The 12013-nt window shown below is 69.6% G+C and carries 12 protein-coding genes; 11 read left to right on the top strand and 1 reads right to left on the bottom strand.

The window, feature by feature from the left end; translation table 11 throughout:
- The 4 genes from NA4_RS34840 to NA4_RS34825 form a co-directional block, all read left to right on the top strand.
- Positions 1 to 1107, top strand: a 1107-nt coding sequence (locus tag NA4_RS34840) for a glutamate-5-semialdehyde dehydrogenase (RefSeq protein ID WP_067479776.1), incomplete at its 5' end; no start/stop codon positions are given.
- Between the two features lie 76 nt (positions 1108 to 1183).
- Positions 1184 to 2062 (top strand): AAA family ATPase, encoded by an 879-nt coding sequence (locus tag NA4_RS34835; protein ID WP_157129494.1) that lies wholly within the window; start codon positions 1184 to 1186, stop codon positions 2060 to 2062.
- Positions 2063 to 2065: 3 nt separating this feature from the next.
- A complete protein-coding gene (locus tag NA4_RS34830; protein WP_067479770.1) occupies positions 2066 to 3490 on the top strand; it encodes a vWA domain-containing protein in 1425 nt (474 codons plus the stop codon).
- 9 nt (positions 3491 to 3499) lie between these two features.
- Positions 3500 to 3841, top strand: a complete 342-nt coding sequence (locus tag NA4_RS34825; RefSeq protein ID WP_067479768.1) for an MmcQ/YjbR family DNA-binding protein — start codon at positions 3500 to 3502, stop codon at positions 3839 to 3841.
- Between the two features lie 67 nt (positions 3842 to 3908).
- Here NA4_RS34825 and NA4_RS34820 read toward each other — a convergent pair whose 3' ends face one another.
- Positions 3909 to 4130 carry a hypothetical protein gene (locus NA4_RS34820; protein ID WP_157129493.1) on the bottom strand — a complete coding sequence of 74 codons (222 nt, stop codon included), beginning with the start codon at positions 4128 to 4130 and terminating at the stop codon, positions 3909 to 3911.
- Positions 4131 to 4447: 317 nt separating this feature from the next.
- Here NA4_RS34820 and NA4_RS34815 point away from each other — a divergent pair, with 317 nt between their 5' ends.
- The 7 genes from NA4_RS34815 to NA4_RS34785 form a co-directional block, all read left to right on the top strand.
- Positions 4448 to 6286, top strand: coding sequence for an HSP90 family protein (locus NA4_RS34815; RefSeq protein ID WP_067479763.1), 1839 nt, complete (start codon positions 4448 to 4450; stop codon positions 6284 to 6286).
- 2 nt (positions 6287 to 6288) lie between these two features.
- Positions 6289 to 8241, top strand: coding sequence for a hypothetical protein (locus NA4_RS34810; protein WP_084497727.1), 1953 nt, complete (start codon positions 6289 to 6291; stop codon positions 8239 to 8241).
- Between the two features lie 94 nt (positions 8242 to 8335).
- A complete protein-coding gene (gene nadD / locus NA4_RS34805) occupies positions 8336 to 8977 on the top strand; it encodes a nicotinate-nucleotide adenylyltransferase (protein ID WP_067479754.1) in 642 nt (213 codons plus the stop codon).
- A gap of 64 nt (positions 8978 to 9041) precedes the next feature.
- Entirely contained in the window at positions 9042 to 9455 is a 414-nt protein-coding gene (gene rsfS, locus NA4_RS34800; protein WP_067479753.1) for a ribosome silencing factor, read from the top strand.
- On the top strand, positions 9452 to 10111 hold the full coding sequence (locus tag NA4_RS34795) for a histidine phosphatase family protein (protein WP_373862865.1): 660 nt from the start codon (positions 9452 to 9454) through the stop codon (positions 10109 to 10111). The genes rsfS and NA4_RS34795 overlap by 4 nt, the downstream gene beginning before the upstream one ends.
- A gap of 745 nt (positions 10112 to 10856) precedes the next feature.
- Entirely contained in the window at positions 10857 to 11594 is a 738-nt protein-coding gene (octT, locus tag NA4_RS34790) for a diglucosylglycerate octanoyltransferase (protein ID WP_373862866.1), read from the top strand.
- A gap of 3 nt (positions 11595 to 11597) precedes the next feature.
- On the top strand, positions 11598 to 12013 hold a 416-nt coding region (locus tag NA4_RS34785; protein WP_157129492.1), incomplete at its 3' end, for a DegV family protein.

Below are 12013 nucleotides of genomic sequence, written 5' to 3'. Positions count from 1 at the left end.
CGGGTGCTCGCCGCCAACGCCGAGGACATCGCCGCCGCACAGGCCGCGGGCACCGAGGATTCGCTGCTCGACCGGTTGCGGCTGACCAAGGCGCGGATCGACGGCATCGCCTCCGGGTTGCGCCAGGTGGCGGGGCTGCCCGATCCGGTCGGCGTGGTCGTCCGCGGCTCCACCTTGCCGAACGGCCTGGAGATCAAGCAGGTGCGCGTGCCGCTCGGTGTGGTCGGCATGGTGTACGAAGCCAGGCCCAACGTCACGGTCGACGCGTTCGGGCTCGCGCTCAAATCCGGCAACGCCGCCCTGCTGCGCGGCTCGTCCTCGGCCGCCCGCTCCAACGCCGCCCTCGTCGCCGTGCTGCGCGAATCGCTTGTCGCACAAGATATTCCGGCCGACGCCGTGCAACTGCTGCCGAGTGCGGACCGCTCCAGCGTCACCCATCTGATCCAGGCCCGCGGCTTGGTCGACGTCGTCATTCCGCGCGGCGGCGCGGGGCTGATCAACGCGGTCGTCCGCGACGCGCAGGTGCCGACCATCGAGACCGGTACCGGCAACTGCCACGTCTACGTGCACGCCGCCGCCGATCTGGACATGGCCGAGCAGATCCTGATCAATGCCAAGACCCGCCGTCCCAGCGTGTGCAACGCGGCCGAGACCGTCCTGATCGACGCGGCGATCGCCGACACCGCGGTGCCCAAGCTCACCGAGGCGCTGCAGCGGCACGACGTCACCATCCACGGCGACCTGCCCGGCCAGGTCCCGGCAACCGACGCCGACTGGGGCGAGGAATACCTCACCCTCGACATCGCGCTCAAGGTGGTCGACGACCTGGACGCGGCGGTGGCGCACATCAACACCTGGGGCACCGGCCACACCGAGGCCATCGTCACCGGCGACGTGTCCGCCGCGCGCGAGTTCACCAGCCGCGTGGACGCCGCCGCCGTCATGGTGAACGCTTCCACCGCGTTCACCGACGGGGAGCAGTTCGGTTTCGGCGCCGAGATCGGCATCTCGACGCAGAAGCTGCACGCCCGCGGCCCGATGGCGCTGCCGGAGCTGACCTCGACGAAGTGGATCGTCTGGGGCGAAGGCCAGATCCGGCCGGTCTGACTCGCGCTGGCCGCGGACGGCGTCGGATCGGCACTGCCGTACCGTGAGGGAGGGTTCGGAAGAAAGGTACGCGGCGGTGTCGGACAGTACGGGTCAGGAACCGGTCTTCGCATCGGTGGTCGATGTGATCGAGCGCTTGGCGAGCACGGGGTACCTGGCGGACAAGGCCACCGCCACGTCGGTGTTCCTCGCCGATCGGCTGGGCAAGCCGCTGCTGATCGAGGGACCGGCGGGCGTCGGCAAGACCGAGCTGGCGCGCGCGGTCGCGCAGACTTCGGGCGCCGAGCTGGTCCGGTTGCAGTGCTACGAAGGTGTCGACGAGGCCCGTGCGCTGTACGAGTGGAACCACGCCAAGCAGATCCTGCGTATCCAGGCCTCCAGCGAGAACGACTGGGAGGAGACGAAGGCCGACGTCTTCACCGAGGAGTTCCTGCTGTCGCGGCCGCTGCTCACCGCGATCCGGCGCACCGATCCCACCGTGCTGCTGATCGATGAGACCGACAAGGCCGACATCGAGATCGAGGGCCTCCTGCTGGAGGTGCTCAGCGACTTCGCGGTGACGGTGCCGGAGCTGGGCACCATCACCGCCAGCCGCAAGCCGTTCGTGGTGCTCACCTCGAACGCCACCCGCGATCTCTCCGAGGCGCTCAAGCGCCGCTGCCTCTATCTGCACCTGGACTTCCCCGACGAGGAACTGGAGCGGCGCATTCTGGCCAGCCGGGTGCCCGAGCTGTCCGCCGCCGTCGCCGCGCAGCTGGTGCGGATCGTGCACGTGCTGCGTGGGATGCAGTTGAAGAAGCTGCCCTCGGTCGCCGAGTCGATCGACTGGGGCCGGACGCTGCTGGCGCTGGGCCTGCGCGATCTGGACGACACGACCGTCCGCGCCACCCTCGGCGTCGTGTTGAAGCACCAGAGCGATCACCAGCGCGCGCTGGCCGAGCTGAAGCTGGCCTGAGCCATGGCGGCGGGATCGGTCCCTGCGGATGTCGCGTCGCTGAGCGCGCCGCACGGGCTGCCCGGCCATCTGGTCGGATTCGTCGAGGCGCTGCGGGGACGCGGGATCCCGGTCGGGCCGTCGGAGACCGTGGACGCGGGCCGCGTGGTGACCGTCCTCGACCTGATGGACCGTGAGGTCCTGCGCGAGGGCTTGGCCTGCGCGCTGCTGCGGCGCACGACGGACCGCGCGACCTTCGACGGGCTGTTCGACCTGTGGTTCCCGGCCGCGTTGGGGGAGCGCACCGCGGTGGCGGACGAGGTCGAGATTCCCCGTACACCATCCGGTGACGTGGATATCCCGGCGTTGCGCGAGCTGCTCGCCGACCTGCTCACCCAGGACGCGACCGCGCGACTGGAGGCGCTGGCCGCACAGCTGGTCGAGCAACTCGGTCAGTACCAGGCCGCCAGTCACTCGTCGTTCTCGGCGTACAAAGCGCTGAAAGAGGTGCAGCCGCAGACCTTGCTGGCCAAGATTCTCGCCGGGCTGGCCGCGGGACCGGATACCAGTGACTTCGACATGGAGATCGCCCGCCGCGCGGCCCGGCAGCGCATCACCGACTTCCGCACGACTGTCGAGGCCGAGACCAGGCGCCGGGTCGCCGAACGGATCGGCCGCGAGCGGGTGGCCGGCTACGGCGTCGCCCGGCAAGCCGAGGAGGTCGATTTCCTGCGCGCCTCCGAGGCCGAACTCGCCGAACTCAAACGCAGCACCCAGCGTTTGGCCCGCATCCTGGCCTCGCGTCTGGCCGCGCGGCGCAGGCACGCCCGCCGCGGCGAGATCGATCTGCGCCGCACCCTGCGCAGATCCATGTCGACCGGCGGCGTGCCGATCGATCTGGTGAACCGCAAGCCGCGGCCCGGCCGCCCGGAACTGGTGGTGCTGTGTGATGTCTCCGGCTCGGTGGCCGGTTTCAGCAACTTCACGCTGCTGTTGGTGAGCGCGTTGCGTGAACAGTTCTCCCGGGTGCGGATTTTCGCGTTCGTCGACCAGATCGACGAGGTGACCCGGTTCTTCGACCCGCGCACCCAGCTGGACCAGGCGATGACCAGGATCTTCAGCGAGGCGAACGTGGCTGGCTTCGACGGGCACTCCGACTACGGCCATGCACTGGCCGGATTTGCCAGGGACTACCCGGACGCCGTCACGAGTCGCAGTTCGCTGCTCATCCTCGGTGACGCCCGCACGAACTACCGTGACCCGCGGCTGGCCACACTGCGGTCGCTGGTCGCGGTCGCCAAGCACGCGCACTGGCTCAATCCGGAACGCCGCGACCAGTGGGGCACCGGCGATTCCGCCGCGGACAAGTACCGCGAAGTGATCGAGATGCACGAGTGCCGCTCGGCCAAGCAACTCACCGCGGTCGTGTCCCGGCTGCTGCCGGTGTAGGAGACGAGCATGGACGACGCCATACTGCTGACGTACTGCCTGGCCAAACCGGGCGCCTGGCAGGACGAACCGTGGGAGGGTGATGTCGTCGCCAAGGTCGGCGACAAGATATTCGCGTTCCTCGGGGCTACCTCGGTGGGCCTCAAATGCGGACGTACCCGCGAGGAGGCCGACGAACTGGTCCGGGTGTACCCGGATGACGTGGCGGCATCGGCCTATATCGGCCGGTACGGCTGGAACACCATCCGGCTCACGGGCACGATCCCAGAGGACGAACTGTACGAGCTCGTCGACCTGTCCTACGAAGCGATCGTGCGCAAACTACCGAAGTCCAAGCGCCCCACCGCCTGAGCCGATGGCAGCGGGAGCCCGTCCGACCCGTCGCCGGCTTGCGACAGGCCAGACGGACCCAGCGGACTCAGTGGAGGCAGCCGGCAGCGTGGAGTTCGGCGTACACCTCGTCGGACACGGTGATGAGGCCGAGACCGACATTCGCGCCCAAGTTCACTCCGGCTTCGAGGGCGCAGGTCAGCAGTTGCACGTCCACGACGATGATCTGGTCAGCCTGCGCGGAGCCCGCGCCGGCGACGGTCGAACAGGCCAGTGCCACAGCGATGGCACCTGCTTTGACGAATCGCAAAAGGTCCTCCTCCGAATCGAAGTGCACAGCTTGGATTGGTCATTCGTCCGAGGTGATCGAGCTGTCCGGAGACATCGGTCGCCCCGGGCAGACGCCTTGCCGCCTGCAGGTGCAGACCCTAACAACGGGTGTCGGCTGTAGCCGCCCGCTTCGGCGAGACCGGCGATTCGCCTGGCCGCCACGTACGGTCTCGGCCGGCGCATGTGCGGGCCGATCGCCCTGTCGTCCGAGGCGATCGCGTGACGCTGACGTCGACCGCACGGCCGAAAAGGGTTCGTTAAGGTAACTTTTGGCGCACGCCGACAAGATCGGCGACCATGGTGAACAGAACGCCGCACGGTCCGGCCGCGGTACACAACAGTTATTCGTTCCAGGTCGATCTGCGTGGGATAGTCGATCTGCTCTCCCATCACCTCTACTCCGGCCCGCGGGTCTACCTGCGTGAGCTGTTGCAGAACGCCGTCGACGCGGTCACCGCGCGTACCCGGCGGGAACCGTTGGCGCCCACGGTGATTCGCCTCGTAGTGGAGGATTCGGGGCTGCGGATCAGCGATCCCGGCGTCGGTCTCACCGAGGCCGAGGTGCACCGGTTCCTGGCCACGATCGGTCGCTCGTCCAAGCGTGACGACATCGAAGGCGCGCGGCGAGAGTTTCTCGGGCAGTTCGGAATCGGGCTGCTGGCTTGCTTCACGGTCGCCGAGACCATCCGCGTGGTCACCCGATCGGCCACCGACACCACGGCCCCGCCGGTCGAGTGGCTGGCCGCCGCCGACGGCACGTACGCAGTGCGTACGCTCGACCCCGGCGAGCATCCGGAGCCGGGCACCACGGTGTGGCTCTCCCCGCGCGGCGGGGCGCGAGCATGGTTCCAGCCGCGGCGGGTGATCGATCTGGCGCGCGAATTCGGGTCGCTGCTGCCCTACGAGGTGACCGTGGAATCCGGTGGTGTCGTGGAGTCGGTCACCGACGGCGTTCCGGTGTGGCGGCGCGCATATGCGACCGCGGAGGACCGCAGAGCCGCCTTGCTCGAGTACGGTCACCGGACGCTGGGTTTCCCGCCGCTCGACGTGATCGACCTCGATGCCGGTGCGGCAGGGGTCAGCGGTGTGGCCTATGTGCTCTCCCAGCCGGGGAACCCGACTGAGAGCAGTGCGCACCGGGTGTATCTGAAGGGGATGCTGCTGGGTGATGCGGTGCGCGGCGTGCTGCCGGACTGGGCGTTCTTCGTGCGCTGTGTGATCGACACCGACACGCTGCGGCCGACCGCGTCGCGGGAAGGGCTCTACGAGGACGAGCGGCTGGCCGTCGTCCGGGAGGTGCTCGGCGACCAGATCCGGGACTGGCTCACCGAGATCGCCGTCGAGCAGCCGCGGCGGCTGGCCGCGTTCCTGTCGGTGCACGCACTCGGGGTGAAGGCGATGGCCAGGCATTCCCTCGATCTGCTTCGGATCATGCTGCCGCACTTGAGTTTCGAGACCACCGACGGACGTGTGCCGCTGACCGAGTTCGCCCGCAACCATCGCACGGTGCGGGTGACCTCGACGGTCGAGGAGTTCCGCCAGGTCGCCTCGACCGCCGCCGCGCAGGGGATCGGAGTCGTCAACGGCGGGTACGCCTACGACCGCGACTTGGTCGCGCTGTTGCCGCGCCTGGTGGCGGGCGTCGAGGTGGTCGAACTCGACGCGCAGGCGATCACGGCGGCGCTCGATCCCGTCGAACCGGCCGAGGAACTGGCGCTGGCTCGGGTGCTCGCGCTGGCGCGCACCGTGCTCGACTCGCTGTCGTGCGACGTCATCGTCCGGGCCTTCCACCCGGCATCGGTGCCCGCGCTCTACCTCGAGGGTCGCGCCGCCCGCACGGAACGAACCAGGGCGCAGACCGCCGAAGGCGCGGACGAATTGTGGACCGAGATCCTCGGCGCGCTGGCGTCCGCCGCGCCACGTGCCCAGCTCGTCCTGAACTACCACAGCCCGATCGTGCGCAGACTGACCCGCATCGACGACCCCGGATTGCTGAAGACGGCCGTGGAATCGCTGTACGGCCAAGCCCTCCTGATGACCCATCGCCCGCTCACCGCGGCCGATACGGCACTGCTCAACCGCGCCTTCGGCGAATTCCTCGGCTGGGCAACGCGCAGCGGCGAAGGGACCGAGTGAACATGGACACCGCCGCGATCGCCACGGAGTTGGCGCAGGTCCCCGCGCTACCGCACGGCCGCGTGCGGAACGAGCGACTCGAAACGCTGGCCGCGGCCGCGAAAGCGGGACCGGACCGCGCGCTCGAAGGCCGTGTGCTACTGGAACTGGCCAGGTCGTACACCTTGGCGGGGGAACGCGATCTGGTGCCGGTCGCCTATGGCAGGCTGCTGCGCCTCTACGACGATCACCCCGTCGAGCTGGGACCGATGTCCCATTCGGTGCACTGGCATCTGAAGTGGATGACCTGGGGAATGATCGACAACCCCGCGATTCCGCTGCCCACGGTTCACCGATGGTTCGACGAGCTCGACAACCGCTTTCGCCAACGCGGATACAGTCTGCGCCCGGTGCTGGCGCTGCGCGCCGAACTCGCACGCAAGACCGGTGACAATGGCGCCGCCACCGAATGGCTGGCGGCGGCGATCGCCGCCCCGCGCGACAGCATGTCCGACTGCGACGCCTGCGAGCGCAACGAATGGGGCACGGCCGGCGTGTCCCTCGGCGACGACGAGGCAGGCCTCGCGCACTGGCAGCCCGTGCTCGACGGCGACCGGACTTGCGCCGAAGAACCGCACCGGGTGCTGGCCGAGGCGTTGCTCCCGCTGGTGCGCACCGGTCGCGTCGCCGCCGCACGCAGCGCGCATCTGACCGGATACCCCCTGGTCCGGCACACCGAGGACCTCCGAGCCTCGGTGGCGCTGCACGCCGAGTTCTGCGCCATGACCGGGAACGAGGCGCGCGGACTGGAGATCCTCGCCGAACACGCGAGCTGGCTCACCGATCCGGGTGCCGACGCCGCCGCACGGCTCGCGTTCGCGACCGGCGTGTGTGTGCTGCTGCGCAGACTGGTTGCGCTGCGGCTGGGCGATCTCCCGCTCGGGTCCGGGACCGTGGAGTCGATCCGCGCGGACCTCGAAGTCGAGATCGGCGCGCTGTGCGCCCGCTACGACGCCCGCAACGGCAACAGTGCGGTCAGCCTGCGCACGGCCGCCCGGCTCGCCGCCCGGCCACTGCTGGACGGACTGCCGCTCGGCCTGCGCAGCAGGTTGCCCGGTGCGGCGAGCGCGCCTGCGGCTCCCCCCGAACTCTCCGGTGCGCTGGCGGCCGAGGTGCGGCGGCTCTCCGAACTCGGCGCTGCCCGGCTCGGCGACGCACCCGAGGAAGCAGAGGCCCATCTGCGGGATGCCCTGGCGCTCGGCACGCCGGTATTACCGCGGGAGGAGGCCGCCCGGCTGGGTGCGCAGCTGGTCATCGCCATCGCGAGCCAACCGGACCGCGCCCTCGACCTCGCCGACGCCGCGGTGCGTGCCGCCGCTCGCTGGGAAGGTCTGTCCGAACCGGACGTGCTGCACCACACTCTGGTCGCCGCCCGCGCGTTCCACCGCGCCGAACGCCACGGCGAGGCAGTTGCCCTGTTCGAACAGGCGCTCGCCGGCGCCGAGATACCGTATCCGCGGGTCGAACTGGCCGTGGTGCGCCAGCAGTTCGGCCGATCCCTGACTGCGCTGAAACGGCACCGCGAGGCCGCGCAGCACTTCCTCGACGGGGCTCGCCTCGTCGAGCGCGATCCGGAACGGTCGACGCTGCACGCGGAGCTCGCGTGGTCGGCCGCCACCGCGCTGGAGCACTGCGGGCAGGACGAGGAGGCCGTGGCGGCCTACCACCGCACGGCCGAGTTGTGGGCACGGCTGGGCGAGGTGGCGGCACGGGCGCGGTGTCTGCGGTCGGCGGCCTGGCTCCAGGTCTCCGGCGGCGCCGGGCCGGGCCCCTGGCTCCCGGTCATGAAGGCGCTGATCGTCGAGCTGTCCGCGCTGGCCGGGCAATCGGCGGAGGCGGCCGACGAACTCGCGCGCACCCGTGCGCACCTGGCTCGAATGCTGAAGATGGGCGGCGTCCCGGAGTCGAGCGCTTAGCGACGCGTCCTTACCGGCCGGTGTGCGGGCGGGCGTCCCCAGTTGACGTCCGCCCTGCTGACCGGCCCGAGGCGACCCGTTAAGCTCGGCAGTCATGCACGAGACAGGTCGGCGCGGCCGCAAGCTCGGGGTGATGGGCGGCACGTTCGACCCCATCCACCACGGGCATCTGGTCGCCGCCAGCGAGGTCGCCCACCGCTTCGAGCTGGACGAAGTGATCTTCGTCCCGACCGGGCAGCCGTGGCAGAAGTCACACAAGCGGGTCAGCCCGGCCGAAGACCGCTACCTGATGACGGTGATCGCCACCGCGTCCAATCCGCGGTTCTCGGTCAGCCGCGCGGACATCGACCGCGGCAAGGTCACCTACACCGTCGACACACTGCGGGAGATGCAAACGCAGTATCCCGACGCGCAGCTGTACTTCATCACCGGTGCGGACGCGCTGGCCAGCATCCTGACATGGCAGGATTGGGCGGAACTGTTCGAACTGGCGAAGTTCGTCGGGGTGAGCCGTCCGGGGTACGAGCTGAACACCGATCATCTCGAGGACCACCTGCGAGATCTTCCGGCCGATGCGGTGACCATGATCGAAATCCCCGCGTTGGCGATCTCGTCGAGCGAATGCCGTCGCCGCGCCGCCGAGAACCGGCCGGTGTGGTACCTCGTCCCCGACGGGGTGGTGCAGTACATATCGAAGCGGCACCTGTATGTGCCGGGAGCAGCGGAAGGTAGCTGAGCGTGAGCGAGCGCAAAGGTGCGGGCATGAGCCAGCCGGAGTCGAGCGCCGGCGAGGTGCGGGCATGAGTGCTTCGGTGGAGTCGGTCGAGATCGCCCAGGTCGCCGCGCGGGCTGCCGACGAGAAGCTGGCGTCCGACGTGGTGGTGCTGGATGTGTCCGAGCAGCTGGTGATCACGGACTGCTTCGTGATCGCGTCCGCGCCCAATGAGCGTCAGGTGAACGCCATCGTCGACAACGTCGAAGAAAAGCTGCGCGCCGCCGGGCACAAGCCGGTCCGGCGCGAGGGCACCCGCGAAGGTCGCTGGGCGCTGCTGGACTACGTCGACGTCGTGGTGCACATCCAGCACAGCGACGAGCGCAATTTCTATGCGCTGGAACGCCTCTGGAAGGACTGCCCGGTCGTGCCGGTCGAAGGCGTCACCGGAGCCGGGCCGGGTGCCCGCGCCGCGGCGACGGAGGACGAGGCGCGATCGTGAGTAGATATGCCGGCGTGCGCACTCTGATTCTGTTGCGCCACGGGCAAACCGAATGGAACGCCACCGACCGGATGCAGGGCCAGATCGATACCGATCTCACCGAACTCGGTCGCAGGCAGGCCAAAGAAGCCGCCCGCGAACTGGTTTCGCGCAATGCGATCGCGATCATTTCCTCGGACCTGCGGCGGGCCTTCGACACCGCGACCGCGTTGGCCGACCACACCGGACTCACCGTCGTACCCGACACCAGGCTGCGGGAGACCAACCTCGGCGACTGGGAGGGGCTCACCCACCTGGAGGTGGACGCGGATTACCCGGGCGCGCGCATGGCGTGGCGGCTGGACGCGAGCTACACACCCCCGAACGGCGAGAGCAAGCTCGAGGTCGGCGCGCGGTCGCTGCCGGTTGTCCAGGAGTTGCTGACCGAGCGGCAGGATTGGCCGGGCCGGACTATCATCCTGGTGGCGCACGGCGGGCTGATCGCCGCCCTCACGGCCGCGCTGCTCGACCTGCCGCCGCTGAACTGGCCGATCCTCGGAGGATTGGCCAACACCAGTTGGGTGCAGCTGAGCAGTCACGGCCCGAGCATCGAACAGCCCGGCTGGCGTCTGGATGTGTGGAACGCAGCGGCGAAGGTAGCACCAGATGTCCTCTGAAGAGCCGATCAGATCGGTCCCGGACGAACTGTTTCGTAAGGTGTCGGCGAAGGCCGAGCGGCAGCTGCCGGACGCGTTGTTCGGCGGCCCGCCACTCGCTGCCGGTGAATCCGAAGAGCAGGCCGGGGCGGCGTCCTCCGGTGCGGAGGAATCCGGCGGCTCCGCCGAGGAATCCGACGGAGGGGAATCGGAGGACGATCGATCGGTGGCGGCGGTATCCGCGGAAGCCGCCACCGGGGTGCAGCCGGGTGCTGGTGCCGGCGGCGATGTCATCGCGCGCTCCGGCGCTGTCGAGTCCGCGGCGGGCGATAGTGACGGGCTCGCCGGTGCGGCCGAGGACGAGCGCTCTGCGTCGGTCGAAACGGCCGAGGACGAGTCCAAAGCCTCCGTGGTCGGCGGCGTCGCCGTTACTATCGATGACACGTCCGCGTTTGCCGAACCACCCGCCACCGGCGTGGTGGTCGAGTCCGCCACTGTGGCAGTCGCATCGGGCGACGCCGTGGTGGTAGAGGGCTCTCCAGTGTCCGCCGGATCACCCGCTTCGGCCGGTGCCGTGGTCGAGTCCGTCGCTGTGGCAGTCGAACCGGGCGACGCCGTGGTGGTGGAGAGTTCCGTGGTGTCCGCCGGATCACCCGCTCCGGCCGGCGTAGTCGAGTCCTCCGGTGTCGCAGCCGAATCGGCCGACTTCGTGGCCGCCGAGACTTCCGAAGCACCCGTCGCCGTAGCGGCCGGCTCACCGGAACCGGTGGCCGACGAGTTGGAGAAGCCGGACGCCACCGCGCGTCCGGTGCTGCTGGTGCTCGCCGACTCACTGGCCTATTTCGGCCCGAAAGGCGGCCTGCCCGCCGACGATCCACGGATCTGGCCGAACCTGGTCGCCGCCGAATTGGATTGGGATGTCGAGCTGGTCGCGCGGATCGGCTGGACCTGTCGCGACGCCTACTGGGCGCTGATCGGCGATCCCCGGGTGTGGGCCGCGGTGCCGCGCGCGGGTGCGGTGGTGTTCGCCGTCGGCGGTATGGACTCGCTGCCGTCGCCGCTGCCGACCGCGTTGCGCGAGCTGATCCGCTACGTACGCCCGCCCGCCCTGCGCCGCGCCGTCCGCGCCACCTACAACTGGTTGCAGCCGAAACTCTCGAAACTCGGCCGCCCCGTAGCGCTTCCACCCAAGGTGAGCGTCGACTACCTGGAACAGTCCCGCACCGCGCTGGCGCAGTTGCGTCCGGATCTGCCGGTTGTCGCGGTGCTGCCCTCGGTGCACATCTGCGACGCCTACGGACGCGTGCACTCCGGTCGGCCGCGCGCTGTCGCGGCGCTGCAAGCCTGGTCGGAGCTGACCTCGGTGCCGCTGGTCGACTTGGCCGACGCCGTACGCGACAACATCTTCTCCGGCGAGGCGAACCCGGACGGCATCCATTGGGGCTGGGCGGGCCACACGGCGGTGGCGAATGCGATGGTCAAGACCCTGCAGGAGGTCCGGTAGTCTGTGGCCGTCGTGGTCGTCACCGATTCGTCCGCCAGCCTCCCTGCCGAACATCTCCACGAGCTGGATATCGCCGTCGTCCCCTTGCACGTACTGATCGGTGACCGTGCGATCAGGGAGGGTGTCGACTCGGTCGATATCGATTACGCCGCCGACACCGTGACCACCTCGGCCGCCTCACCCGGCGAGCTGCGCGCGGTGTACGAGCAGGCGTTGGAGCGCAGCGGCGGCGATGGCGTTGTGGCGGTGCATCTTTCGCGGCAGTTGTCCGGGACCTGGGAGGCAGGCAGGCAGGCCGTTCGCGACATGGATGCCGCCGATCGGGTCCGCTTGGTCGACTCGCTGGGCGCCGGGCTGGCCACCGGGCTGCCCGCACTGGCCGCGGCCCGGCAGGCGCGGGCCGGGGCGCCGCTGGACGT

Source organism: Nocardia amamiensis NBRC 102102 (assembly GCF_001612745.1).
GTDB classification, from domain to species: Bacteria; Actinomycetota; Actinomycetes; order Mycobacteriales; family Mycobacteriaceae; genus Nocardia; species Nocardia amamiensis.
Note: the sequence above shows the minus strand (reverse complement) of the source record. Positions and strands in the feature narration are given on the sequence as shown.